The 26268-nt window shown below is 59.4% G+C and carries 24 protein-coding genes; 19 read left to right on the top strand and 5 right to left on the bottom strand.

Annotated elements, in window-relative coordinates; genetic code table 11:
- Positions 1–19 precede the first annotated feature (19 nt).
- From ACJ8HH_RS08910 to rluB, 4 genes are all read left to right on the top strand, one after another.
- A complete protein-coding gene (locus ACJ8HH_RS08910; protein ID WP_033643268.1) occupies positions 20–640 on the top strand; it encodes an L-threonylcarbamoyladenylate synthase in 621 nt (206 codons plus the stop codon).
- 114 nt (positions 641–754) lie between these two features.
- Positions 755–1114, top strand: coding sequence for a Rap1a/Tai family immunity protein (locus ACJ8HH_RS08905; protein WP_033634755.1), 360 nt, complete (start codon positions 755–757; stop codon positions 1112–1114).
- Between the two features lie 148 nt (positions 1115–1262).
- Positions 1263–2060 (top strand): alpha/beta fold hydrolase, encoded by a 798-nt coding sequence (locus ACJ8HH_RS08900; RefSeq protein ID WP_033634754.1) that lies wholly within the window; start codon positions 1263–1265, stop codon positions 2058–2060.
- A gap of 163 nt (positions 2061–2223) precedes the next feature.
- Positions 2224–3129 carry a 23S rRNA pseudouridine(2605) synthase RluB gene (rluB, locus tag ACJ8HH_RS08895; RefSeq protein ID WP_033647574.1) on the top strand — a complete coding sequence of 302 codons (906 nt, stop codon included), beginning with the start codon at positions 2224–2226 and terminating at the stop codon, positions 3127–3129.
- A 37-nt stretch (positions 3130–3166) separates the two neighbouring features.
- On the opposite strand, the gene cobO is transcribed toward rluB, so the two are convergent.
- Both cobO and ACJ8HH_RS08885 read right to left on the bottom strand, forming a co-directional pair.
- Positions 3167–3757: a cob(I)yrinic acid a,c-diamide adenosyltransferase gene (gene cobO, locus ACJ8HH_RS08890; protein WP_033647573.1), complete on the bottom strand. Its 591-nt coding sequence runs from the start codon at positions 3755–3757 to the stop codon at positions 3167–3169.
- Between the two features lie 11 nt (positions 3758–3768).
- A complete protein-coding gene (locus ACJ8HH_RS08885; RefSeq protein WP_033634751.1) occupies positions 3769–4530 on the bottom strand; it encodes a YciK family oxidoreductase in 762 nt (253 codons plus the stop codon).
- A 359-nt stretch (positions 4531–4889) separates the two neighbouring features.
- Here ACJ8HH_RS08885 and sohB point away from each other — a divergent pair, with 359 nt between their 5' ends.
- The gene (gene sohB / locus ACJ8HH_RS08880) at positions 4890–5936 is read left to right on the top strand and encodes a protease SohB (protein ID WP_033634750.1); all 1047 of its coding nucleotides are present in this window, start codon (positions 4890–4892) and stop codon (positions 5934–5936) included.
- Between the two features lie 51 nt (positions 5937–5987).
- On the opposite strand, the gene ACJ8HH_RS08875 is transcribed toward sohB, so the two are convergent.
- On the bottom strand, positions 5988–6239 hold the full coding sequence (locus ACJ8HH_RS08875) for a YciN family protein (protein ID WP_033634749.1): 252 nt from the start codon (positions 6237–6239) through the stop codon (positions 5988–5990).
- A 427-nt stretch (positions 6240–6666) separates the two neighbouring features.
- On the opposite strand from ACJ8HH_RS08875, the gene topA reads away from it, so the two are divergent.
- From topA to acnA, 3 genes are all read left to right on the top strand, one after another.
- Positions 6667–9264 carry a type I DNA topoisomerase gene (gene topA, locus ACJ8HH_RS08870; RefSeq protein ID WP_033647571.1) on the top strand — a complete coding sequence of 866 codons (2598 nt, stop codon included), beginning with the start codon at positions 6667–6669 and terminating at the stop codon, positions 9262–9264.
- Positions 9265–9624: 360 nt separating this feature from the next.
- The gene (gene cysB, locus ACJ8HH_RS08865) at positions 9625–10599 is read left to right on the top strand and encodes an HTH-type transcriptional regulator CysB (protein WP_033634747.1); all 975 of its coding nucleotides are present in this window, start codon (positions 9625–9627) and stop codon (positions 10597–10599) included.
- Positions 10600–11006: 407 nt separating this feature from the next.
- Positions 11007–13679 (top strand): aconitate hydratase AcnA, encoded by a 2673-nt coding sequence (gene acnA / locus ACJ8HH_RS08860; RefSeq protein ID WP_197766214.1) that lies wholly within the window; start codon positions 11007–11009, stop codon positions 13677–13679.
- Between the two features lie 56 nt (positions 13680–13735).
- Here the strand turns inward: acnA and ribA are convergent, their stop codons facing one another.
- Positions 13736–14329, bottom strand: coding sequence for a GTP cyclohydrolase II (gene ribA / locus ACJ8HH_RS08855; RefSeq protein ID WP_019452695.1), 594 nt, complete (start codon positions 14327–14329; stop codon positions 13736–13738).
- A gap of 279 nt (positions 14330–14608) precedes the next feature.
- Here ribA and pgpB point away from each other — a divergent pair, with 279 nt between their 5' ends.
- The gene (pgpB, locus tag ACJ8HH_RS08850) at positions 14609–15370 is read left to right on the top strand and encodes a phosphatidylglycerophosphatase B (protein ID WP_197766213.1); all 762 of its coding nucleotides are present in this window, start codon (positions 14609–14611) and stop codon (positions 15368–15370) included.
- Positions 15371–15392: 22 nt separating this feature from the next.
- Here pgpB and ACJ8HH_RS08845 read toward each other — a convergent pair whose 3' ends face one another.
- Positions 15393–16187 carry a DeoR/GlpR family DNA-binding transcription regulator gene (locus ACJ8HH_RS08845; protein WP_033647568.1) on the bottom strand — a complete coding sequence of 265 codons (795 nt, stop codon included), beginning with the start codon at positions 16185–16187 and terminating at the stop codon, positions 15393–15395.
- 388 nt (positions 16188–16575) lie between these two features.
- Here ACJ8HH_RS08845 and ACJ8HH_RS08840 point away from each other — a divergent pair, with 388 nt between their 5' ends.
- The 10 genes from ACJ8HH_RS08840 (at position 16576) to ACJ8HH_RS08795 (ending at position 26264) form a co-directional block, all read left to right on the top strand.
- Positions 16576–17379 carry a transketolase gene (locus ACJ8HH_RS08840; RefSeq protein WP_033634732.1) on the top strand — a complete coding sequence of 268 codons (804 nt, stop codon included), beginning with the start codon at positions 16576–16578 and terminating at the stop codon, positions 17377–17379.
- Between the two features lie 2 nt (positions 17380–17381).
- Positions 17382–18287 (top strand): transketolase family protein, encoded by a 906-nt coding sequence (locus ACJ8HH_RS08835; RefSeq protein WP_033647566.1) that lies wholly within the window; start codon positions 17382–17384, stop codon positions 18285–18287.
- 10 nt (positions 18288–18297) lie between these two features.
- Positions 18298–19098: a GolD/DthD family dehydrogenase gene (locus tag ACJ8HH_RS08830; protein WP_039565863.1), complete on the top strand. Its 801-nt coding sequence runs from the start codon at positions 18298–18300 to the stop codon at positions 19096–19098.
- Positions 19099–19161: 63 nt separating this feature from the next.
- A complete protein-coding gene (locus tag ACJ8HH_RS08825; RefSeq protein WP_033647563.1) occupies positions 19162–20094 on the top strand; it encodes a D-ribose ABC transporter substrate-binding protein in 933 nt (310 codons plus the stop codon).
- Positions 20095–20158: 64 nt separating this feature from the next.
- Complete coding sequence (locus ACJ8HH_RS08820; protein WP_039565865.1) at positions 20159–20776, top strand: DUF2291 family protein; 618 nt, start codon at positions 20159–20161, stop codon at positions 20774–20776.
- Positions 20777–20785: 9 nt separating this feature from the next.
- Entirely contained in the window at positions 20786–22285 is a 1500-nt protein-coding gene (locus tag ACJ8HH_RS08815) for a sugar ABC transporter ATP-binding protein (protein ID WP_060427978.1), read from the top strand.
- A 10-nt stretch (positions 22286–22295) separates the two neighbouring features.
- Positions 22296–23360 carry an ABC transporter permease gene (locus ACJ8HH_RS08810; protein ID WP_039565870.1) on the top strand — a complete coding sequence of 355 codons (1065 nt, stop codon included), beginning with the start codon at positions 22296–22298 and terminating at the stop codon, positions 23358–23360.
- Positions 23353–24876 (top strand): FGGY family carbohydrate kinase, encoded by a 1524-nt coding sequence (locus ACJ8HH_RS08805; protein WP_060418846.1) that lies wholly within the window; start codon positions 23353–23355, stop codon positions 24874–24876. Before ACJ8HH_RS08810 ends, ACJ8HH_RS08805 begins: the two co-directional genes overlap by 8 nt.
- Positions 24873–25670: an SDR family oxidoreductase gene (locus ACJ8HH_RS08800; protein WP_060451612.1), complete on the top strand. Its 798-nt coding sequence runs from the start codon at positions 24873–24875 to the stop codon at positions 25668–25670. Before ACJ8HH_RS08805 ends, ACJ8HH_RS08800 begins: the two co-directional genes overlap by 4 nt.
- Positions 25671–25961: 291 nt before the next feature.
- The gene (locus tag ACJ8HH_RS08795) at positions 25962–26264 is read left to right on the top strand and encodes a LapA family protein (RefSeq protein ID WP_004930650.1); all 303 of its coding nucleotides are present in this window, start codon (positions 25962–25964) and stop codon (positions 26262–26264) included.
- Positions 26265–26268 lie beyond the last annotated feature (4 nt).

Here is a 26268-nt window from a genome sequence, read left to right as displayed (position 1 = left end):
ATCATTTTAGGAGCAAGTCATGAGTCAGCTTTTTTATATTCACCCGGACAACCCGCAGCCGCGTTTGATTAACCAGGCGGTCGAGGTGTTGCGCAAGGGCGGGGTGATCGTTTATCCCACCGATTCCGGCTATGCGCTGGGTTGCATGCTGGAAGAGAAGGCGGCGATGGAGCGCATTTGCCGCATCCGTCAGCTGGACGGCAACCACAACTTTACCCTGATGTGCCGCGATTTGTCCGAGTTGTCGACCTATGCGCACGTCGATAATACGGCGTTTCGCCTGATCAAAAACAATACGCCGGGTAACTACACCTTCATTCTGAAAGCGACCAAGGAAGTGCCGCGCCGCCTGATGAATGAAAAGCGTAAAACCATCGGCCTGCGCGTGCCGTCGAACCCGATCGCGCTGGCGCTGCTGGAGGCGCTGAACGAACCGATGATGTCCACCACCCTGATGCTGCCGGGCAATGATTTTGCCGAATCGGATCCGGAAGAGATCAGCGATCACCTGGGCAAGGTGGTCGATCTGGTGATCCACGGCGGTTTCCTCGGTCAACAGCCGACTACGGTTATCGATCTGACCGAATCCTCGCCGGAAGTGGTGCGTGAAGGCGCGGGCGACGCGGCGCCTTTCCGCTGATGTGAACCCTCGCCGACTTGCCCATTGTCTGAAAATCGGCTGAAGCGACGCTATTTCGGGTGAAAGCAGCTATTCTTGCTACTTCAGAATTGATAATGGGCAGGATGCGCACCAATGATTAAACGGGTTTCTTTTTTAGCGGCCTTATTATTTTCCTCGATGGCAAATGCGGGTTTTTATTCGGGCAGTTCCTTGCTGGCGGAATCCGGCGGTTACGTAAAAAACAAAAACGGTGAGGCCACCGTTGCCGAAGCGCTTAACGGCGGCATGTTTATGGGATACGTCGCCGGCGTATTCGATACTTATTCGATGCAGGGCAACCGCAATATTTGCCCGGAAGCCGGGATGAGTATCGGCACGGCCGCCGATGCGGTGATGCGCTATTTGAACGAGCATCCCGAGCAGTTGCATTACTCTGCGCCTTCGGTGATCATGCTGGCGTTAAGCGCCGCCTATCCCTGCGTGCGCCATTAAATTTGCATTCCATTTAGTGCGCATTTTTTCATAAGGTGCGCTCTCATACTTTCCGCACGAACTTCAATAGATCAATCTCCGCGGCGCTGTCACCTTAGCATCGTCGGCATCCCCCGAACGGGTCGGGGAGAGACGCGCAGGAGGTTATATGACCACATTTCACAGCGCCAACATCGCTCTCGATTATCAGGATATCGGCTCAGGGCCGCTCACGCTGGTGCTGCTGCCCGGCTGGTGCGAGCCGAAAACCGTGTTCGATCCCTTCATCGCCCTGGCGGCAGAACGTTATCGGGTGATCAGCATCGACTGGCGCGGCCACGGCCTGTCGTCAAAAACGGCGGAGATGTCGCTCGCGGCGGACGATTTGCTGGAAGATGTGCGTCAGCTACTGACGGCGCTGCGTTTGGACAACGTGGTGACTCTGTCGGTGGCGCACGCCAGCTGGCTGGCGGTGGCGTTGGCCGAAGCGTTGCCGCAGCGGGTGCGGGGCATGGTGTTTCTCGATTGGATCATGACGCAGCCGGAACCGGCGTTCTTTACGGCGGTGAGCCGCATGCAGCAGCCGCAGCAGTGGCTGGCGGCGCGCGACGCCTTGTTCGCCTTCTGGCAGGGCGGCATCCGCCACGAACGGGTCAAACGCCATCTGGAGGTCGAGATGGCACAAGAAGATTACCGGCTCTGGCGTGCCGCCGGCGTGGCCATCGAACAGGCCTACCGGCAATTCGGCTCGCCGCTGCAACGTCTGGCGGGAATGAGCGCGCCGCCGCCGTGTCGCCACATCTACTCGCTGGATCGCCGCGACGACTATCTGCGGCGCCAGCAGGCATTTGCCGCCGAGCAGCCGTTTTTCTCCGTGGTGCGTTTGGGGGAGGCTCGCACTCACCTCGGCATTCTGGAACGGCCCGACGCGGTGCTGTGGGCGGTGGAGGATTTTTTGGCGCCGTAAACGCCGCCCGAGGGAGGTCGCCGCCGATAAAGTGGGTTTCAACACCTTAGAAAGCCTGTATAATGCGCGGTTCGATCCTGATAAATGTATTGTTACCGTTGTGGCGGTTGGCCGCGACGGTTATCCCCCCGACGCCTGTGAAGGCGACATTAGAGGTTGCTCAATGAGCGAAAAGTTACAGAAAGTTTTAGCGCGCGCCGGGCATGGCTCGCGTCGTGAAATCGAAACCATGATTGAAGCCGGGCGCGTCAGCGTCGACGGCAAGGTCGCCAAGCTGGGCGATCGCGTTGAAGTGACGCCGGCGATGAAAATTCGCCTGGACGGTCATGTCCTGTCGATCAAAGAGTCTGAAGACGTGGTCTGCCGGGTGCTGGCCTACTACAAACCGGAAGGCGAGCTGTGTACCCGCAGCGATCCTGAAGGCCGCCCGACGGTGTTCGATCGTCTGCCTAAGCTGCGCGGTTCGCGCTGGGTGGCGGTAGGGCGCCTGGACGTCAACACCTCCGGTCTGCTGCTGTTCACCACCGATGGCGAACTGGCCAACCGTCTGATGCACCCGAGCCGTGAAGTGGAGCGCGAGTACGCGGTACGCGTGTTCGGCCAGGTCGACGATGCGAAAGTGAAGCAGCTGAGCAAGGGTGTGCAGTTGGAAGACGGCCCGGCCGCCTTCCGCACCATCAGCTTCCAGGGCGGTGAAGGCCTCAACCAGTGGTACAATGTGACCCTGACCGAAGGCCGCAACCGTGAAGTGCGTCGCCTGTGGGAAGCGGTGGGCGTGCAGGTGAGCCGCCTGATCCGCGTGCGTTATGGCGACATCGATCTGCCGAAAGGCCTGCCGCGCGGCGGCTGGGCCGAGCTGGATCTGCCGGCGATCAACTACCTGCGCGAGCTGGTGGAATTGAAGCCGGAAACGGTCAGCAAGATGCCGGTGGAGCGTGAGCGCCGCCGCGTGAAGGCCAACCAGATCCGCCGCGCGGTCAAGCGCCATTCGCAGGTGGCCGGCAGCGGCCGCCGCAGTGCGCCAGGCAGCAAGCCGGGTAAACCGGGCAAGCCGAGCAAACGCGGCTAATCTCTCATTCTGGCCCCGTTCGGGGCCAGAACTTTTGTTACCAATCGATCCCCTGTTGCGCCTTCACGCCCGCATCAAACGCGTGCTTCACCGGCCGCATCTCCGTGACCGTATCCGCCAGTTCCAGCAGATCGCGATGGCAACCGCGCCCGGTCAGGATCACCGTTTGGTGCGCAGGGCGCTCCAGCAACGCGGCCTTCAGCTCTTCCAGTTCCAGATAGCCGTAGGTCAGCATGTAGGTCACTTCGTCCAGCAGCACCAGATCCAGGCTGCTGTCGGCCAGCATGCGTTTGCCGTGTTGCCACACCGCCTGGCAGGCGGCGGTATCGCCGGCTTTGTTCTGCGTCTCCCAGGTGAAGCCGGTGGCCATCACCTGAAATTCAACGCCGTGTTGCTGCAGCAGATTCTTTTCGCCATTGGGCCATTCGCCCTTGATGAACTGGATCACCCCGGCGCGCATGCCGTGGCCGACCGCCCGGGTGACGGTGCCGAAGGCGGCGGTGGTCTTACCCTTGCCGTTGCCGGTAAACACCAGCAGCAGGCCGCGCGTGTCCTGCGCCGCCGCGATGCGCGCATCGACCTGTTCTTTCAGGCGCTGCTGGCGCTGTTGATGACGATCTTCCGCCATGAAAACGCTCCTTATTCGGCCGCGCCGGGTTTACGGTTCGGCTGGGCGTCGAAGCTCATGCCGGTTTTGCGGCGGCTGTCTTCGCCCATCAGATACAGATACAGCGGCATGATATCGGCCGGGGTTTTCAGCTTGTTCTTGTCTTCGTGTGGGAAGGCAGATGCGCGCATTTTGGTGCGGGTGCCGCCCGGATTGATGCAGTTCACCCGCAGATTGCGGTTTTTATACTCGTCGGCCAACACCTGCATCATGCCCTCGGTGGCGAACTTCGACACCGCATAGGCGCCCCAGTCTGCGCGGCCGGTGCGCCCGACGCTGGAACTGGTGAACACCAGCGAACCCGCGTGGGATTTCAGCAGCAGCGGCAGCAGCGCCTGAGTCAGCATAAAGGTGGCGTTGACGTTAACCTGCATCACCTCTTGCCACATGGTCATCGACAGGTCGGCCATCGGCGCGATGTCGCCGAGCAGGCCGGCGTTGTGCAGCACGCCGTCAAGGCGGGGGATCTGGCGCGCCAGATCGTCGGCTATCTGCCGGCATTGCTCCGGCGTGGCGTGCAGCAAGTCCAGCGTCACCACCAACGCCGGGGCGCCGCCCTGGGCCGCGATCTCTTGTTGTACCGCCAGCAGCTTGCTCTCGGTGCGCCCCAGCAGCACCAGCCGGGCACCGAAGCGCGCGTAGGTCAGCGCCGCTTCGCGGCCGATGCCGTCGCCGGCGCCGGTGACCAGAATGATACGTTGTTCGAGCAGATCTTGTTTGGGTTGGTAATGCACGATAAATCCTCGCCTGGGTGGCCGTTCTCCCGCAGATATCGGGGAGCAAGAGTGAAACGCGCGGCCGGGGCGGGAGCGAAGGCTCGACCGTCTGCGGGCCGCGCAGCGAATGCGTCTCATCATATTGATGAATAATGGGTGTTATATGCCTTAATCCGCCGGCATTTTCAATGCGTAGCAGGCTGAAATGGCATTCTTTTGTAACAAAAGCGCGGCGGCGACGGCTTGGTTCGGCCGCAAATCGTCCCCATAGTGATGCTCCGTGCGCAATGAATTTTCATTTAGCCGCGACAGCAGCCGCTGCGGTTGGCTAAAATGGGAAGAATCATACTAACAACCTGTAAATAAAGGCGGAATCTGTGGAGTTTATATCTGTTTATGGCCTGTTTCTGGCCAAGGTTGCCACGGTGGTGCTCGCCATCGCCGCGTTGGCCATCCTGGCTGTCAGTTTGGGGCAACGCAAGAGCCGCCAGAAAGGGGAGCTGCAGCTGACCGATCTCGGTGAACAGTATCGCGAGATGCAGCGTGACATGCGCCTGGCGCGCATGGATGCCGCCGAGCAAAAGGTTTGGCTGAAACAGTTCAAGAAACAGACCAAGGCCGACGATAAGCTGAAAAAGCAGCGCGCCAAGTCCGGCGCGGTCGAGGTGGCCAAGCCGTGCCTGTATGTGCTGGATTTCAAGGGCAGCATGGACGCGCACGAGGTGACCTCGCTGCGCGAAGAGATCTCGGCGGTGTTGGCGGTGGCGTCGGCGCAGGATGAAGTCCTGCTGCGGCTGGAAAGCCCTGGCGGAGTGGTGCACGGCTACGGCTTGGCGGCCTCGCAGCTGGAGCGCCTGCGTAAAGGCGGCATTCGCCTGACGGTGGCGGTGGATAAAGTGGCGGCCAGCGGCGGCTACATGATGGCCTGCGTCGCGGATCGCATCGTGGCGGCGCCGTTCGCCATCATCGGCTCGATCGGCGTGGTGGCGCAGATCCCGAACTTCCACCGCCTGCTGAAGAAGAACGACATCGACGTGGAGTTGCACACCGCCGGGCAGTTCAAGCGCACGCTGACGCTGTTCGGTGAAAACACCGAACAGGGGCGCGAGAAGTTCCGCGAAGATCTGAACGAAACCCACGAGCTGTTCAAACGCTTCGTGCATGAGCAGCGCCCGTCGCTCGACATCGACAGCGTCGCCACCGGTGAGCACTGGTTCGGTTCACAGGCGAAAGAGAAGGGCCTGATTGACGCTATCGGCACCAGCGATGACTTGCTGATCGCCGAGCTGGATAACCACGAAGTGATCGCCGTGCGCTATTCGCGCCGCAAACGCCTGATGGATCGCTTTACCGGCAGCGCGGCGGAAAGCGTCGATCGCTTGCTGTTGCGCTGGTGGCAGCGTGGGGAAAAGCCGCTGCTGTAACGGCGGCGATAGCGTGAATCAGCGGGGGCCGGGCGCCCCCGTTTTCTTTTCTCAATCGACCAGGTGGTATTTTTCCGAAAGCAGATGGGCCAAATGTTTAAACATATTAAATACCGCGGTGGTTTTGGCGGTGGGCAATCCGTCGGCATCCAAAAAGTATTCGCCGCGGAAAACTAAAACGCCGTTTTTTTGTTCAACGTCGGTGGCGATCATGCCGTGCAGATAATCTTCGTGTTGGCGGATGATGTTATTTGCTTCCGCCAGCAGGGCCTCGCGGCCGATAGGGGCAGTATTTGTGCGCATTTATTAGACTCCAAACTAAAAGCTCTGCGCATATTCTAACGCCGGTTCGCTTTTATCCGCAAACCGACTAAGGTTTATTTGCCGTCTGGATGGCCATGCGCGGCCGCCGGTTGGCGAAATCGGTCTTTCCGTGCTAATTAGGTTGCGTGACGCTTTTTATCAGGTACAGTGTGGGATTTTGCGGCGTCGGGTGGAAGGTTTTGTTTACGCCATGAATAAAACTCACACAGCCATACTTCTGGGGCATGGGTGAATAGCAGGCAGGATCAACAACTTGCGTTCAGGTTGAGCGGTTGGGCAACCAAAAGAAAAAAATCTGTTGATCTCTTGCCAGACTGCCGCAATATAAAAAAAGAGACACGAATTGCCGCGGCACGGCGAGATAAAAGACTTCTTTTTAGAAGAAATAAATTAGGTAAAGGTAAATATGGGTAAAGCTCTCGTAATAGTTGAGTCCCCGGCAAAAGCCAAAACTATTAATAAATATTTAGGAAGTGACTACGTGGTGAAGTCCAGCGTCGGTCATATCCGTGATTTGCCGACCAGTGGCTCAGCCAGCAAAAAGAGCGCTGACTCAACCGAAGACAAAGCCAAGAAAAAAGTTAAAAAAGATGAGAAGGCGGCGCTGGTAAATCGCATGGGCGTCGACCCTTACCACGGCTGGAAAGCGCATTATGAAATCCTGCCGGGTAAAGAAAAAGTGGTCGCCGAGTTAAAATCGCTGGCGGAAAACGCCGACCACATTTATCTCGCAACCGACCTTGACCGCGAAGGGGAAGCCATCGCCTGGCACCTGCGGGAAGTGATCGGTGGGGATGACAAACGCTTTAGCCGCGTGGTGTTTAACGAAATCACCAAAAACGCGATCCAGCAGGCGTTCAAACAGCCGGGCGAGCTGAACATTGACCGCGTCAACGCGCAGCAGGCGCGCCGGTTTATGGACCGCGTGGTGGGCTATATGGTCTCGCCGCTGCTGTGGAAGAAAATTGCCCGCGGCCTGTCCGCCGGCCGCGTGCAGTCGGTGGCGGTGCGCCTGGTGGTTGAGCGCGAGCGCGACATCAAGGCCTTCGTGCCGGAAGAGTACTGGGAGCTGCATGCCGATCTGCTGGCGAAGGGTGAAACCGCGCTGCAGATGGAAGTGACCCACGCGCACGACAAGCCGTTCAAACCGGTCAACCGCGAGCAGACTCACGCCGCGGTCAAGCTGCTAGAAAAAGCCCGCTACACGGTGCTGGATCGCGAAGACAAACCGACCAGCAGCAAACCGGGCGCGCCTTTCATTACCTCCACGCTGCAGCAGGCCGCCAGTACCCGCCTGAGCTTCGGCGTGAAAAAAACCATGATGATGGCGCAACGGCTGTATGAAGCCGGCCACATCACCTATATGCGTACCGATTCCACCAACCTGAGCCAGGATGCGCTCAACATGGTGCGTGGCTACATCGGCGACAACTTCGGCGACAAATACCTGCCGAAGGCGCCGAATCAGTACAGCAGCAAAGAGAATTCGCAGGAAGCGCACGAAGCGATCCGTCCTTCGGATGTGAACGTGCTCGCCGAGCAGTTGAAAGACATGGAAGCGGACGCGCAGAAGCTGTATCAGCTGATCTGGCGCCAGTTCGTTGCCTGCCAGATGACGCCGGCGCAATACGATTCCACCACGCTGACGGTGAAAGCCGGCGATTATCAGCTGCGCGCCAAGGGCCGTACGCTGCGCTTTGACGGCTGGACCAAGGTGATGCCGGCGCTGCGCAAGGGCGATGAAGATCGCACCCTGCCATACGTCGAAATCGGCAGCGAACTGGATCTGCAGAAACTGATCCCAAGCCAGCACTTCACCAAGCCGCCGGCGCGCTACAGCGAAGCCTCGCTGGTGAAAGAGCTGGAAAAACGCGGCATCGGCCGCCCGTCCACCTACGCCTCCATCATCTCGACCATTCAGGATCGCGGTTATGTGCGGGTAGAAAGCCGCCGCTTCTATGCCGAGAAAATGGGCGAGATCGTCACCGATCGCCTGGAAGAAAACTTCCGCGAGCTGATGAACTATGACTTCACCGCACGCATGGAAGATGGTCTCGATGAGGTCGCCAACAACCAGGCCGAGTGGAAAGCGGTGCTGGACGAGTTCTTCGTCGACTTCAGCGAACAGCTGGAAACGGCGGAGAAGGATCCGGAAGAAGGCGGCATGCGGCCTAACCAGATGGTGATGACCAGCATCGACTGCCCGACCTGCGGCCGCAAGATGGGCATCCGTACTGCCAGCACCGGCGTGTTCCTCGGCTGTTCCGGCTACGCGCTGCCGCCGAAGGAGCGCTGCAAAACCACCATCAACCTGGTGCCGGAAGCGGAAGTGCTCAACATCCTCGAAGGCGATGAGGCGGAAACCAACGCGCTGCGCGCCCGCCGCCGCTGCAAGAAATGCGGTACGGCGATGGACAGCTATCTGATCGACAACCAGCGCAAGCTGCACGTCTGCGGTAACAACCCGGCGTGCGACGGTTACGAGATCGAAGAGGGCGAGTTCCGTCTGAAAGGCTACGACGGCCCGGTGGTGGAGTGCGACAAGTGCGGCTCGGAAATGCACCTGAAAATGGGGCGTTTCGGCAAGTACATGGGCTGCACCAACGAGAACTGCAAAAACACCCGCAAGATCCTGCGTAACGGCGACGTCGCGCCGCCGAAGGAAGATCCGGTGCCGTTGCCGGAGCTGCCGTGCGAGAAGTCCGACGCCTATTTCGTGCTGCGTGACGGCGCTGCCGGCGTGTTCCTGGCGGCCAACACCTTCCCTAAATCGCGCGAGACCCGCGCGCCGCTGGTGGAAGAGCTGGCTCGCTTCAAGGATCGCCTGCCGGAGAAGCTGCGCTATCTGGCCGATGCGCCGGTGGCGGACGCCGAAGGCAATAAAACGCTGGTGCGTTTCAGCCGTAAAACCAAACAGCAGTACGTCTCTTCTGAAAAAGACGGCAAGGCGACCGGTTGGTCCGCGTTCTACGTGGACGGCAAGTGGGTCGAAGGCAAGAAGTAAGGCCAATGTCCCGCCCGCAAGATGAAAAACCAGCCCTGGCGGCTGGTTTTTTATTGGTGAAAAGGGGGAAACGGATCTATCCTTTGCTGTTTTTACCCCTCCATCGCCGCCGTTTCACGTTGATACCAATGCAAAATAATCGTTATCATAGTGTGACGCGGATCTATACTTGAAGCTGCAACGTGGTATAGTGGTTATATAAAAAGTTTTTTTATTATTAAAGCTTATTAACAACGGCGTTTTCTTCACCATCAGGGTAAAACACGGTGTTTATGGCTTGTGAGTTTCAGCATACCGGGGCGACACCGATATACCTGGCTGCGGGTAAGCCGCAGTGTTTAACCTAGGATGGTATAAGATATGAAATTGCAGCAGCTTCGTTACATTGTGGAAGTGGTTAACCACAACCTGAATGTCTCCTCGACGGCAGAAGGGCTCTATACCTCGCAACCCGGCATCAGTAAGCAGGTGCGCATGCTCGAAGATGAGCTGGGCATCCAGATCTTCGCCCGCAGCGGCAAACACCTGACCCAGGTCACCCCGGCCGGCCAGGAAATCATTCGCATCGCGCGTGAAGTGCTGTCCAAGGTGGATGCCATCAAAGCTGTTGCCGGTGAACATACTTACCCGGACAAAGGCTCGCTGTACGTCGCCACCACGCATACCCAGGCTCGCTACGCCTTGCCCAACGTCATCAAGGGCTTTATCGAGCGTTACCCGCGCGTCTCGCTGCACATGCACCAGGGCTCGCCGACGCAGATCGCCGAAGCGGTCTCCAAAGGCACCGCCGATTTCGCCATCGCCACCGAAGCGCTGCACCTGTACGACGATCTCATCATGCTGCCGTGCTACCACTGGAACCGCGCGGTGGTGGTGAAGCCCGATCATCCTTTGGCGGGCAAAAGCAGCATCAGCATTGAAGAGCTGGCGGCTTACCCGATCGTCACTTACACCTTCGGCTTTACCGGGCGTTCGGAGCTGGATACCGCTTTCAACCGCGCCGGCCTGACGCCGCGCATCGTCTTTACCGCCACCGACGCTGACGTGATCAAAACCTATGTGCGTCTGGGATTGGGGGTGGGGGTGATCGCCAGCATGGCGGTGGATCCGGTGCAGGATCCGGATCTGGTGACGGTGGATGCAAGCGATATCTTCACCTACAGCACCACTAAAATCGGCTTCCGCCGCAGCACTTTCCTGCGCAGCTACATGTACGACTTCATTCAGCGCTTCGCGCCGCACCTGACGCGTGACGTGGTCGACAGCGCGGTGGCGCTGCGTTCCAACGAAGAGATCGAGGCGATGTTCAAGGACATCAAGCTGCCGATTAAGTAATCGTTGACGATATCAAATCAAACCCGGAGAGGCACCTGCCAAACCGGGTTTTTTTAGCCCGGAAATCCGCACCTTGCTTGTTGATCATCCTGAAAAGTCGCCGTCCTCCAGGAACACTCTCTATCAGGTATCTGACTTTCATATCCTTCGGGATGTGCTGCTAAGGCGTAGCTAACCCCCGCTAAAGCCGCGAGGTCTTCCTCGCCAAAGCGCCGCCTCGTTGCAGCGTTTTCGTTGGCGCACCGCCTAACCCCTTGGCGGCGTTCGGACTTCCTTTGCGCTGATTGTTCCCGCCTATCGTTGTGATCAAATCGTGTTGTTATCAAAACGTTAACTTATCTTTGTGGTATCTTTAAACAAGACCTCAGTGATTACCCTGTTTTATCACAATAAGAAATGGAGGAGCTATGTCGTCCGATCTTCGTGAAACAAGTATGGATAAGCTGGTTGCGCTGAATAGCGAATATTACTATTACAGTCTGCCGCTGGCGGCGAAGCAGCTGGGTGATATCGACCGGTTGCCGAAATCAATGAAAGTGCTGTTGGAGAACCTGCTGCGCCATGTGGATGGCGATACCGTGCAGGTTGACGACCTCAAGGCCATCGTTGCCTGGCTGCAAACCGGCCATGCCGACCGTGAGATAGCCTACCGTCCGGCGCGCGTGCTGATGCAGGATTTTACCGGCGTACCGGCGGTGGTGGATCTGGCGGCGATGCGCGAAGCGGTACGGCGGCTGGGCGGCAACGTCGACCAGGTGAACCCGCTGTCGCCGGTGGATCTGGTGATTGACCACTCGGTTACCGTCGATGAATTTGGCGATGACAACGCCTTTGAAGACAACGTGCGTATCGAAATGCAGCGTAACCACGAGCGCTACACCTTTTTGCGCTGGGGGCAGAAAGCCTTCAACCGCTTCCGCGTGGTGCCGCCGGGCACAGGCATCTGTCACCAGGTTAACCTTGAATACCTTGGCCAAACGGTCTGGCACAGCGACGAAAGCGGCCGCCGCGTGGCTTATCCCGATACGCTGGTGGGCACCGACTCTCACACCACCATGATCAACGGCCTCGGCATCCTCGGCTGGGGCGTCGGCGGCATCGAAGCGGAAGCGGCTATGCTGGGCCAGCCGGTGTCGATGCTGATCCCCGACGTGGTCGGCTTCAAGCTGACCGGCAAGCTCCGCGAGGGCATTACCGCCACTGACCTGGTGCTGACCGTCACCCAAATGCTGCGCAAGCACGGCGTTGTCGGCAAGTTCGTCGAGTTTTACGGCGATGGCCTGGCCGATCTGCCGCTGGCGGACCGGGCAACCATCGCCAACATGTCGCCGGAATTTGGCGCCACCTGCGGCTTCTTCCCGGTGGATGACGTTACGCTCGGCTACATGAAGCTCAGCGGCCGCAGCGCAGAACAAATCGCGCTGGTGGAAGCTTACGCCAAGGCGCAGGGCATGTGGCGCAACCCCGGTGATGAACCGGTCTTCACCAGCTCGCTGGCGCTGGACATGTCGACGGTGGAAGCCAGCCTCGCCGGGCCGAAACGCCCGCAGGATCGCGTTGCGCTGCCAAATGTGCCGCAGGCGTTCAAGGCCGCCACCGAGCTGGATATCGGCGGTCAAAAGGCCAAAGCCGACAGCAAAACCTTTACGCTGGACGGGCAGCAGCACGAACTGCGCGACGGCGCGGTGGTGATCGCGGCGATCACCTCCTGCACCAACACCTCCAACCCGAGCGTGATGATGGCGGCCGGCCTGCTGGCGAAAAATGCCGTCAAGAAAGGGCTGCGCAGCAAGCCCTGGGTAAAAACCTCGCTGGCGCCGGGTTCCAAAGTGGTGACCGACTACTTCGATAGCGCCAAACTTACCGCCTATCTGGAAGAGCTGGGGTTCAATCTGGTGGGCTATGGCTGTACCACCTGCATCGGTAACTCCGGCCCGCTGCCGGATCCGATCGAGCAGGCGATAAAAGAGGGAGATCTGACCGTGGGCGCGGTGCTGTCGGGCAACCGCAACTTCGAAGGGCGCATCCACCCGCTGGTGAAAACCAACTGGCTGGCCTCGCCGCCGCTGGTGGTGGCTTATGCGCTGGCGGGCAGCATGAAGATTGACCTGACCAAAGAGCCGCTGGGCGAGGGCAACGACGGTCAACCGGTCTATTTGAAGGACATCTGGCCGAGCAGCCAGGACATCGCTCAGGCGGTGGAAGAAGTGCGCACCGAGATGTTCCACAAGGAATATGGCGAAGTGTTCGACGGCGACGCTAACTGGCAGGCGATCCAGGTGACCGGCTCGGCGACCTATCAGTGGCAGGAGGATTCTACTTATATCCGCCATCCGCCGTTCTTCAGCACCATGAAGGTGACGCCGGATCCGGTGCAGGACATCAAAGACGCGCGCATTCTGGCGATTCTGGCCGATTCGGTGACCACCGACCACATCTCGCCGGCGGGCAACATCAAGCGCGACAGCCCGGCGGGGCGCTACCTGAGCGAGCACGGCGTGGCGCCGCAGGATTTCAACTCTTACGGCTCGCGCCGCGGCAACCACGAAGTGATGATGCGCGGCACCTTCGCCAATATCCGCATTCGCAACGAAATGGTGCCGGGCGTGGAAGGGGGCTATACCCGCCATATCCCGTCGCAGCAGCAGCTGTCTATCTACGACGCCGCCATGCAGTATCAGCAGGAAAAGGTGCCGCTGGCGGTGATCGCCGGTAAAGAATACGGTTCCGGATCCAGCCGCGACTGGGCGGCGAAAGGGCCGCGCCTGCTGGGCGTGCGGGTGGTGATCGCCGAATCCTTCGAGCGCATTCACCGCTCCAACCTGATCGGCATGGGGATTTTGCCGCTAGAGTTCCCGCAAGGGGTGACGCGCAAAACCCTGGGGCTGACCGGGGATGAGCAGATCAGCATCGGCGGCCTGCAGCAGCTGCAGCCGGGCCAGACGGTGCCGGTGCACATCACCTATGCCGACGGGCGCAAGGAAGTGATCGACACCCGTTGCCGCATCGATACCGGCAATGAGCTGACCTACTACGAAAACGACGGCATCCTGCATTATGTGATCAGGAAAATGCTGTAATTAAGCAATAAAAAGGGCGCCGCAAGGCGCCCTGATTGTTTCCGCCGCGGCGGCGATCACTTCTGGTCGAGCAAATGGCCCATTTTGGCGGCCTTGGTCGCCAGATAGTGTTCGTTCTTCGGGTTACGGCCGACGATCAGCGGCACGCGCTCGCTGATGTTGATGCCGGCTTCGGTCAGGATCTCGACCTTTTTCGGGTTGTTGGTCAGCAAGCGCACCGCGTCGACGCCCAGCAGTTTGAACATGTCGGCGCACAGGGTGAAGTCGCGCTCGTCGGCGGCGAAGCCGAGCTGGTGGTTGGCTTCCACGGTGTCTGCGCCCTTATCCTGCAGGGCATAGGCGCGGATCTTGTTCAACAGGCCGATATTGCGGCCCTCCTGGCGATGATAAAGCAGAATGCCGCGGCCTTCTTCGGCGATTTGCTCCAGCGCGGCTTCCAGCTGAAAACCGCAGTCGCAGCGCAGGCTGAACAGGGCATCGCCGGTAAGACATTCGGAATGCACGCGCGCGAGCACCGGCGCTTCGCCGGAAATATCACCGAATACCAGCGCCAGATGGTCATGCCCGGTCGCCAGTTCTTCGAATCCTACCATCAGGAAATCGCCCCAAGGTGTCGGCAGTTTAGCCTCTGCCACCCGTTTAAGCTGCATGTCACTCTCCACAAAAACCTACGATTCAATCATTGTCGCGCATCCTAAGTCCGGTTCGGTAAATTGACCAAGACTAAAACGTGCTGCGCCGATCTCTATTTCGTTAATTATCGGCTATTTTGCCACAACTTCTTGCCGGGCGGTGCTCAGCAAACCAGCAGATGGCGTTTTCCGGCTACCTATTATTGCGATAGGTTGCCTATCTGTTTAATTTTTCGCGTGTTATCAAGATTACACTCTTGTTACACTGCAGTCTGATTCACGCAGAGGAAAACGGGAATGTATGAGATAGCAAAACGCACGGCGGGCGGCGCGCTGCTGCTGCTGTTGATGCCGCTGGCGGTCTGGGTATCCGGCTGGCACTGGCAGCCCGGCGGCAATGATCGGCTGCTGAAAGCGCTGTACTGGGTGACCGAAACCGTGACCTCGCCGTGGGGCATTTTGACCAGCGCTATCCTTTGCGGTTGGTTTTTGTGGTGTCTGCGCTTTCGGCTCAAGGCGGCCATCGGTCTGGCGATCCTGCTTTCCGCCGCGTTGGTGATTGGGCAGGGGATCAAGTCGCTGATCAAAGATCGGGTGCAAGAACCGCGGCCGTTTGTGGTATGGCTGGAGCAAAACCACGGCGTGGACGGCAAATACTTCTATTCGCTGCATCGCAAAGAGCGCAGCGCGCTGGTGCGCGAGCAATTGCAGGATCAGACCCTGGTGCCGAACTGGCTGCGCAAGCACTGGCAGTTTGAAACCGGCTTCGCTTTCCCGTCGGGGCATACGATGTTCGCCGCCACCTGGGCGCTGTTGGGCGTAGGGCTGCTGTGGCCGCGCCGCCATTATAAAACCGTCGCGCTGCTGATGGTGTGGGCAACGGGGGTGATGGGCAGCCGTTTGCTGCTGGGCATGCACTGGCCTCGCGATCTGGCGATGGCCACGCTGATCAGTTGGCTGTTGGTGGTGGCCACCTGCTGGCTGGCGCAGCGCTGGTTTGGCCCGCTGACGCCGCCGCCGCAAGAGCAGCAGGAAATCGCGGCGCGCAAGCCGGAATAAGCATTCTTCTCGCAGGCGCCCGTCAGGCGCCTGCCACCAACACCTTTACTCCCACCTTCTCAAAGGCCTGTATGGCGGTATTGCTGATACCGTCGTCGGTGATCAAATAGTCGATATGCTGCCAGTCACAGGGCAATGCGAACATCGACACCTTATCGATTTTGCTGGAGTCGGCAACCACATACACCGTGTTGGCTGCGTTGATCATCGCCGTTTTCAGTTTGATGTCGGTCTCGCTTGGGAAACTGAGGCCGTGGCGGGGTGAGATGCAGGCCGTTGCGAGGAACAGTTTCTGGGCCAGAACGTTCTCGAAGAAGCCGGCGGCTTTGTCCCCCGAAGTGGAAAGCGTCGGAAATTTGAACGAGCCGCCGGTCAGCAAAATGTTCACGCCCGGTTCGCCGCCCAGCTGCAGCGCGATATTAACGCCGGTGGTGATAACGGACAGTTTCTTGATGTGGCTCAGGTGATTGGCGATAGCCGTGGTGGTGGTGCCCGAATCAAGAATGATGGTGTCGCCCGGTTCGATAAAACCGGCGGCGAGCTTGCCGATGCGATCCTTGGCGGTCAGGTTGACCTGGCGTTCCAACAGCATGGCATGGGTGTTTTGCTTGCCATCGACCAGGGTTGCGCCGCCGTGGAAACGCTGCACATAACCTTGTTGCTGCAGGACCCGCAGGTCGGTGCGAATGGTCGCTTCGGTCAGCTTGAAGGTATCGGTCAGCATTTTGACCGTCGCCGAGCCGTCTTCGCGGATCATGTCGAGGATCTTTTCGCGCCGTTGCTGCATTTCCGCCAGCTGTTCGCTTTTGCTTTTCAATCGAAAGACTCCTGCACCTGTCAGTTCCCGCCGGGCGGTTTGCCACGGCAACTCCTTATTGATGCGCTGAATTTTAGCTCGCGATTATTGATAAAGCTATGGATAAACCCGGTCAATCCCTATTTATTTTTATTCGAAAGTCTATGGTGTCAGCGAAAGTCACCGGGTAAAACGAATTTTAAGTTGTTTGAATACTTTTATTTAATTGTTATTCATTGCTTTTTGTGAATTGTGATTCCGCCTGCTGCGTGCTTTTGCTTGAAATTTGATCTTGCCCACATTAATTATCGTTTTTGCTGCATATGATTTCCATTCGAAAATCAATGACGGGTTAGCGGATCGTTTTAGAGGCGATAACGATAATCAATGTGCTCAAGCAGAGGTGACGATGGACTTCCAGGCGATTAAAAACACGGCGCGCCAGGCGCGCCGATATGTGGTGACCATGAACCATAAGGCAGGCAAGGGCCATACCGGCGCCGATCTGTCGGAAATCGACATCATCTGCACCTTGTATATGGCGGTGATGGATCGCGGCAATGCCCGGCCCGATCAGGATCGGTTCATTTTGTCTAAAGGGCACGGCGCCGGCGGTTTTTACTGCAGCTGCGCGGCGATGGGCCTGCTCGATCCGGCGGTGCTCGATCAGTTCATGGGCGACGACACCTTGCTGGCCGGGCATCCGGTGCGGCAGAAGCTGCCGGAGCTGGTGGAGATCAACTCCGGCGGTTTGGGGCATGGCCTGCCTATCGCCGTGGGGCTGGCGCTGGGCAACAAACTGGCCGGGCGCGCACATCGCCGCGCTTTCGTGCTGCTGGGCGACGGCGAGCTGGCGGAGGGATCCAACTGGGAGGCGGCGATGGCGGCCAGCAAATTCAAGCTGGATAACCTGATTGCCATCGTCGATCGCAACCGGCTGCAGCTGGCGGGCAAGACAGAGGCCATCATGCCGCTGGAGCCGCTGGCGGAAAAATGGCGCGCTTTCGGTTTCGAAACCCTGGAGTGCGACGGGCACGATCCGGCGGCGCTGGTGGCGGCGATCCAACGCCCGAGCCAGGACAAGCCGCGGGTGATTTTGGCCAATACCGAAAAGGGGCACGGCGTGTCGTTTATGGCTAACGTTGCCGCCTGGCATCACGCGGTACCGGACGAACAACAGCTGGCGCAGGCGCTGGCGGAACTGGAGGGGTGAACATGCAGGACTTACGCGATGCCGTGGTGACGGCGTTGATCGAAGAGCAGCTGGCGGGGGCAGATCTGAGCGTGATGGTGGCGGACTCCACGTCCACGTCGAAAATCGCGCCCTTTGAGCAGGCTTATCCGGAGCGTGTGGTGAACGTCGGCATCGCCGAACAAAATATGGTGGGCATGGCCGCCGGCATGGCGCTCAGCGGCCGCACGGTCTTTACCGCCAACGCCGCGCCTTTCCTGTTCGCCCGTTCTAACGAGCAGATGAAAAACGATGTTTGCTACACGGAAACCAACGTGAAAATGCTCGGCCTGAATGCCGGATTCGGCTATGGGCCGCTGGGGGCGACGCACCATTGCATGAACGATATCGCCATCGCCCGCACGCTGGGTAATCTCAGCGTCTATGCGCCGGCGGATGCGCGACAAGCGGCAGAGATTGTCCGTTATGTCATCGCGCAACCCGGCCCGGCCTATATCCGTATGGACAGCGACAAGCTGCCGGTGCTGAACGCGAGCTATCACTTCCGCCCCGGAGAGCCGGAGGTGCTGCATCAAGGATCTGACAGCCTGGTGTTTTGCCTGGGGACGGTGGCGCACGAGGCGATGAAGGTGCTGGAATTGGGCGATAACCCGACCATCGTCTCGCTGCCTTCGCTCTGGCCACTCAATGAGGCGGCGGTAGTGGCGTTGATGCGTTCGCACCGCCGGGTGCTGACCATGGAGGAGCACGCCCTCAGCGGTGGCCTGGGCACCATCATCGGTGAGCTGTTGCTGCGGCATCAGCTGCCGCGGCCGTTTACCGCGCTGGGCGTGCCGGCTTATGAATTTACCCACAGCAGCAGCCGGGCGGCGCTGCGGCGGCAATACGCCATCGACGCCGCAGGGTTGCATGCTCAGTTAACGCCATAGGGGGAATGCGATGGAGCGGAACGAATACGACGTTAATTTACGCTACGGTGTCGATAGCCAGATGTCGCTGGCAGGGAAAGTGGCGGTGATCACCGGCGGTCTGGGCGGCATCGCGATGGCTGCCAATCGCCTGCTGCTGGAAAAGGGCGCGCGCCTGGTATTGATGTATCCGGCCTTCGAACAGGACAAGGCCGCGGCGGCGCTGCGGGAGTTGGGGGAAGAACAGGTGTTCTGCCAGGTGTGCGACGTGACCGAATCCGACTCGGTGGCTGCCGCCTTCAATGCGGCTCAGCGGCGCTTTGGCCGGCTCGATATCCTGGTCAACTGCGCCGGCTATGTCAATTTGCAGCCGGCGACGGAAGTGACGCTCGAGGAGTGGCAGCGCCACTTGGCGGTCAACCTCACCGGGCCCTTCCTGTGCTCGCAAGAACTGGCGCGCCGTGCGATAGCCGCCGGCCACGGCGGGAAAATCATCAACATCGCGTCGCAGGCGGCCTCCATCGCCATTGACGATCACTGCGCGTACACCTCCGCCAAGGCAGGGCTGCTGGGCATGACCAAGGTGATGGCCAAAGAATGGGCGCCGCACGGCATTACGGTCAACACGTTATCGCCCACCGTGGTGCTGACGCCTATGGGAGAGAAAGCCTGGCGCGGCGAGAAGGGCGAGGCGATGAAAAAGCTGATCCCGCTGGGGCGTTTTGCTTATACCGACGAAATTGCGGCGGCGATCCTGTTTTTTGCCAGCAACGGCAGCGACATGATTACCGGCGCGGACCTGATGATCGACGGCGGTTTTACCATTTGGTAAGCGGCAACCGCAGCGATCGCCAACACCAGACGATGTTCAACACAACGATAAGAGAACACCATCATGAGAAAAATAGCCACTTACCTTACCCTGCTCACCGGTTTTGCCTGCACCTCTGCCATGGCGGCGGAAAAGGGCACGATCGCCATTCTCGTCAATTCGCTGGATAACCCTTATTACTCCGCAGAGGCCAAGGGGGCCGAGAGCAAGGCCAAGTCGCTCGGTTACCAGACGCTGGTGTTGTCGCACGGCGAAGACGTTAAGCGCCAGGGGGAGCTGATCAGCCTGGTTATCGGCCGCAAAGTACAGGGCATCATTTTGGATAACGCCGATTCCCAGGCCAGCGTCGCCGCCGTGCAGCAGGCGAAAAACGCCGGTATTCCGGTGGTACTGATCAACCGCGAGATCCCGGTCGATGGCGTGGCGTTGGCGCAGATCACCCATAACAACTTCCAGGCCGGCTCGGACGTCGCCAACCAGTTTGTAGAAAAAATGGGGGAAACCGGCAAATACGCCGAGCTGACCTGCAACCTGGCGGACAATAACTGCGTTACGCGCTCGCAGTCGTTCCACAACGTGATCGACCAATACCCTGAGATGGTCAGCGTGGCGCGGCAGGATGCCAAGGGCAATCTGCTGGAAGGGAAACGCATCATGGACAGCATTCTGCAGGCGCATCCGGACATCAAAGGCGTGATCTGCGGCAACGGCCCGGTGGCGCTGGGCGCAGTGGCGGCGCTGAAGGCCGCCGGCCGGCATGATGTCACCGTGGTGGGCATCGACGGCAGCAACGATGAACGCGACGCCATTCTCAACGGCAGCCTCTACGCCAGCGTGATGTTGCAGGCGCAGGCGATCGCCGCGCAGGGCGTTGAAATCCTCGACGGTTATTTCCAATCCGGCAGCTATACCGGCAAGGAGCGCGTGATGTTCCGCGGCATCCTGATCGGCAAAGACAATGCGCAACGGGTCAGTGACTTCAACTTCAAACCGTAATCCGCGCTGAGCGGCGTCTTTCACCACCCCGTCCCGGCGGCGGGGTGCGATCGGAGGTGTTGTTATGTCGATGCGCATTGCGCTGGCCGTCACCGTCGTCCTGGCGTTGAGCGGTTGCCGTATCGTTTCGGAGAAAAAGCTGGCGGAGCTTCGCTCCCCGGTGAATTCGCATGTGGCGCAGGCGGCGGAAATTTACCGCGGCCAAATCGCTCCGCAAGCGGTCAAAACGGCGCAGCCGCTGGGCGAGCTGCTCGCCCGGATCGCCCAGGCCAAGGATTTTGACAGCGCCTGCGGTCTGCTGGGGTACCGCGCTCAACCGGAGTTTCCATGTTATTTCAACGTTAAGGTCAGCGGTGAAGTCGCGGCGGTCAACACCCGTTCGCGCAGCGGAAAATTAACGCTCAAGCTGACCGATGCACCGCTCAGCAGCGTGGAGGTGCAGATCGGGCCGGTTTATCGCGGTACGGCATTGCGCGACAGCTATCGCGGGCTGAGCTACGGCGATTTCAATGACCAAGCGCTGTTCGGCGATTTTGCCAGGGCGATTAATCAGGCTTCGATCGACGAACTGGCCGGATCCCCGCCCAAGGTGGGTGACCACATTACCGTGTACGGCGTATTCAGCAGCTGGCAGGCGCCTGCCGAGCCGCTGTTGATCACGCCGGTACGCATTCAACCTTAAGGGGGCGTGATGAGCGATCCGGTCATTATTCAAACGCGCAACGTTTCGCGTCTCTATCCTGGCGTCACCGCGTTGGATAGCGTGAGTTATCAAGTGTTTCGCAATCAGGTCAACGTGCTGATCGGCGAAAACGGCGCCGGCAAGTCGACCATGATGAAGCTGCTGGCGGGGGTGGAAACCCCGTCCTCCGGCACCATCGAGCTGGAGGGTAAAGCGGTGACGCTAACTTCCACGCAGCAGGCGGAGCGGCTCGGGATCAGCATTATTTTCCAGGAGCTGAACCTGTTCCCCAACCTGTCGGTGATGGACAACATTTTTATGGCCAACGAGTTCTTCCAGCGTGGCCGCATCAATGTGGACTATCAATATCAGCTGGCCAAATCCTTGCTGCAGCGGCTGGAGTTGGACATCGATCCGCATACGCCGTTGGGCAGTCTCGGCATCGGACATCAGCAGCTGGTGGAAATTGCTCGCGCCTTGGCGAAGGACACCCGGGTGCTGATCATGGATGAGCCGACGTCGGCGCTGAGCCAGGCTGAAGTGCGCACGCTGTTTCGGGTGATCGCCGATCTGAAAAAACGCGGCGTCACCATCATCTACATTTCTCACCGTCTGGAAGAGCTGATGGAGATTGGCGATCGCATCACGGTGTTTCGCGATGGGCGTTTTGTTGCCGCCGAGCCGGTCTGCAACGTCAGCATCCCGTGGATCATCGAAAAGATGGTCGGGGAAAAGAGCAAGCACTTTGATTATTGCGCGGCAGAGCAAGGGGATGAAGTGCTGAAGGTTGAGCAGTTGACGCTGCCGCGTGAAAACGGCGGCTATTGCCTTAACGACGTCAGTTTTTCACTGCGCAAAGGGGAAGTGATCGGCATTTATGGCCTGTTGGGCGCCGGCCGCACCGAACTGTTCAAGGTGATCAACGGCGTGATGCGCCAGACGGCAGGCCGCATTCTGCTCAACGGCAAAAGCGTGGAGCGGTTGGGGTTTCGTCAGCGCATGGCGTTGGGCATGGCGCTGGTGCCGGAAGACAGGCAGGCGGAGGGTTTGGTGCAGATGATGTCGATCAAGGCCAACATGACCCTGGCCAGCCTGGGGCGCAACGCGCTGCGGCCGTTGGCGGCGGCCGGGGAGTGTGCGTTGGTCGACGGCATGATCGAAAAACTGGCGATCAAGGTGAGTGACCGGGAGCTGCCAATCACCAGCCTGAGCGGCGGCAATCAGCAGAAAGTGGTGTTGGGCAAGGCGCTGCTGACCGGGCCGCAGGTAGTGTTTCTCGATGAGCCGACGCGCGGAATCGACGTCGGCGCCAAAACGGACGTTTATCACCTGATTGGCGCGATGGCACGCCAGGGGCTGGCGGTGATGTTCTCTTCGTCGGAGCTGGATGAGGTGGTCTCACTGGCCGACCGGGTGATGGTGATGGCGGACGGGAAACTGACGGCCGATCTGCCGCGCGAACGGGCCGATCGCGAAACGCTGATCCGCGCCTCAACCCCACACGCATAAGGATAAGGCAATGCAAACCAAGTATCGGTTGTATATGTATTTGCTGCAGGCGCGCACCTTCATCGCCCTGTTGCTGGTGGTGCTGTTCTTCAGCGGCATGGTGCCGAATTTTCTGACCGTCTCCAATCTGCTGATCATGACGCAGCACGTGGCGATTACCGGGCTGCTGGCGGTTGGCATGACGCTGGTGATCCTCACCGGCGGCATCGATTTGTCGGTCGGCGCGGTGGCGGGCCTGTGCGGGATGATCGCCGGTGCGCTGTTGACCGTCGGTATCCCGCTGTGGGATGGCAACCGGCTGTTTCTCAACGTTTTCGAAGTGATCGGCGCGGTGGCGCTGTTGGGCGTATTGTTGGGGTTGGTCAACGGCACGCTGATTACGCGGCTCGGCGTTGCGCCATTCATCTGTACCCTGGGCGCAATGTACGTGGCGCGTGGGGCGGCATTGCTGACGGCGGACGGCAAAACCTATCCCAATCTGGTGGGCATGGAAGCGCTGGGCAACACCGGTTTCGCGGCCCTGGGATCCGGCACCTTTCTCGGGATTTACAACCCGATTTGGCTGATGTTGGCCATCGTGTTGTTGGGGGTCTATCTCACCAAGAAAACGCCGCTGGGCCGTTATATCTATGCGATTGGCGGCAATGAGCCGGCGGCGCGGCTGTCGGGGGTGCCGATCGTCAAAGTGAAAATGTTCGTCTATGCCTTCTCCGGGCTGTGTGCGGCGCTGGTGGGGCTGGTCATCGCTTCTCAGTTGCAAACCGCGCACCCGATGACCGGCAATATGTTCGAGATGGACGCCATCGGCGCGACGGTGCTGGGCGGTACGGCGCTCAGCGGTGGCCGCGGCAGGGTATTCGGTTCGATCATCGGCGCCTTTGTGATCGTTTTTCTGGCGGACGGTCTGGTGATGATGGGCGTCAGCGAGTTCTGGCAAATGGTGATTAAAGGGCTGGTGATCGTTACCGCCGTGGTGATTGACCAGTTCCAGCAGCGTTTGCAGAGCAAGGTCATTTTGATGCAGCGGCAGGAGAAAAAAGCGGTGCAGCCGCTGGCTGAGGTGAGCCATGGTTAAAGCGGATTGCATTGTCGCGTTGGACGAAGGCACCAGCAACGCCAAGGCCGTGGTGGTGAATGCGCAGGGGGCGATCGTCGCCAGAGCCAGCAGGCCGTTGACGCTGCAGACGCCGCAGCCCGGTTGGGTGGAACAGCGGGGTGAGGCCTTACTGGCAGCCTCTCTGGCGGTGCTGCGGGAAGCGATTGCGTTGGCCGGCGCATCCCGTATTGCCGGTATCGCCATCAGCAACCAGCGTGAAACCGCCATCGGTTGGCGGCGTTCCGACGGCCAGCCGATCGGTCCGGCCCTAACCTGGCAATGCGCGCGTGCCGCCGATTTCTGTGAACGGCTGCGGCACGATCGGCAGGCCGAAGTGGTGCGTCGCGCCACCGGCCTGCCGCTTTCACCGCTGTTCTCGGCGGCGAAAATGCGCTGGTTGCTCGATCGCTGCGAAGGGGGGCAACGGATGGCGGAGAACGGAGAAATTTGCCTTGGCACCATCGATGCCTGGCTGCTGTGGCAGTTGAGCGGAGGACAGGCATTCGGCTGCGATACCTCCAATGCCGCTCGCACCCAGCTGTTGAACCTTGCCTCCGGCGATTGGGACGAGCGGATGCTGGCGCTGTTCAACATTCCCCGCCAGGCGTTGCCGACGATCTCTCCCTCCAGCCATGTGTTCGGCGCGACGTTGGGATTGGAAGGCATTGCCGACGGCATTCCGATTGGCGCGATGGTCGGTGATTCGCATGCGGCGCTGTACGGCCATGCGCTCGGCCAGGCGGGGCAGGTTAAGGCCACCTATGGCACCGGTTCATCGGTGATGGCGCCGATCGCCGAAGCGCAATGCGACACGAGCGCTCTGGCAACGACCGTCGCCTGGCACGATGGCGAGCGTATGCAGTATGCGCTGGAGGGCAATATTCCCCACACCGGCGACGCCATTGCCTGGATGCTGGATATCACCGCCATGCCGGCGGGGGGCGAGACGCCGTTAAGTGAACTGCCTGTTTGCGTGGCCGACAGCGGTGGCGTCTATTTTGTGCCGGCACTGACCGGGGTCGGCGCACCCTGGTGGGATGAGCAGGCGCGCGGCGTGATCTGCGGCCTCAGCCGCGGCACGCGGCGGGAACATTTGGTGCGGGCCGCATTTGAGTCGGTGGCTTATCAAATCGCCGATGTGATCGGCGTATTGCGGCAACAGCCGGGTTTTGCATTGCAGGGGTTAATGGCCGATGGCGGCCCCAGCCGCAATGACTGGCTGATGCAGTTTCAGGCCGATCTGCTGGGTTGCCCGGTGTGGCGCAGCAACACGGCGGAACTCTCGGCGCTGGGGGCGGCGCTGATGGCGATGCGCAGCCTGTGGGGGACTACCGATCGGCAACTGGCGGCATTGTTGCCCCAACATGATGAATTTAAACCCGATATGCAGCGCCACCGGCAGCTGCAGGAAAACTACAGCGCCTGGCGGCAGGCGGTGCAACGCACCCTGTGGCGGCCGCAGGCGAGCTCATTGATGACAGGAGAACAACCATGAGTCGTGATTTCACGGGGAAAACCGTGGTGATTACCGGCGCATGCCGCGGCATTGGGGCCGGCATCGCTGAGCGCTTCGCCCGTTTGGGCGCCAATCTGGTGATTGCATCGAATGCGGAACGCATTCTGACCACGGCGGAAACGCTGCGCCAGCGTTATGGTGTGGAGATTCTGCCGGTGATCCTCGACGTCACCGATGAGGCGCAGGTGGTTGATTTTTATCGTCAGGCTTGGGAGCAATTCGGCGCGATCGACGTTTCCATTCAAAACGCTGGGGTGATCACTATCGATCGTTTTGACCAGATGCCCAAAAGCGATTTTGAGAAAGTGTTGGCGGTAAATACCACTGCGGTGTGGCTCTGCTGCCGGGAAGCGGCTAAATATATGGTCGGCCAGCGCCAGGGGCGGCTGATCAACACCTCTTCCGGTCAGGGGCGTAACGGATTCATTTACACACCGCATTACGCCGCCAGCAAAATGGGCGTGATCGGCATTACGCAAAGTTTAGCGCTCGAGCTGGCACCGTATGGCATTACCGTCAATGCATTCTGCCCCGGCATCATTGAAAGCGAGATGTGGGAATATAACGACCGCGTTTGGGGCGAAATTCTCAGCGGGCCGGAAAAAACCTACGGCAAAGGGGCGTTGATGGCCGAGTGGGTGGCGGGTATTCCGCTCAAGCGCGCCGGTCAGCCCGAGGACGTGGCGGGTCTCGTGGCCTTTCTTGCCTCGGACGATGCCGACTACATCACCGGCCAAACCATCAATGTGGACGGCGGGTTAATCATGTCATGACGTGACTGTGTCACAAAAACGCGGCGTCGGATCGGCGCCGCATTAACCGCTTACATTTTCCCGCCATTGCAATCCGCGCCGTCGCCCCCATATCCTTATAAATTCGACGTTTTGAGAAGCTTTCTCATCAATTTGTTCGCTAAGGCCGTTTACTGCCGAATATGCCAGCAGATATGTGGTTTTATCGTGCCGCAGGGTTTCCCTGCCGCAGTGGGAAATGCTAACTTAAGGGTTAGGGACGCCACGTTTTGGCATCGTTCATCCGATTCACTCGGCATCGCGGGAAAGAATGTGAAATATTTGCTGATTTTTTTGTTGGTTCTGGTGATCTTCGTGATTTCCGTCACCTTGGGTGCGCATAACGATCAGGTGGTCAATTTCAACTATCTGGTTGCGCAGGGTGACTATCGCGTATCGACCCTGTTGGCCACGCTGTTTGGCGCCGGTTTTGTTCTCGGCTGGATCATTTGCGGCCTGTTCTACCTGCGCACGCGCATTGCGTTGGGCCGCGCCGAGCGCAAGATCAAAAGGTTGGAGCTGCAGCTTGAGCAGCCCGCTGAACCGGCGGCTCAGCCCGTTGTCAGCAAGGAATAATCCT

This window comes from Serratia sp. CY32780, assembly GCF_052169135.1.
Classification (GTDB): Bacteria; Pseudomonadota; Gammaproteobacteria; order Enterobacterales; family Enterobacteriaceae; genus Serratia; species Serratia sarumanii.
The sequence above is the reverse complement of the archived record's forward strand: the minus strand, read 5'-3'. Positions and strand labels throughout refer to the sequence as shown.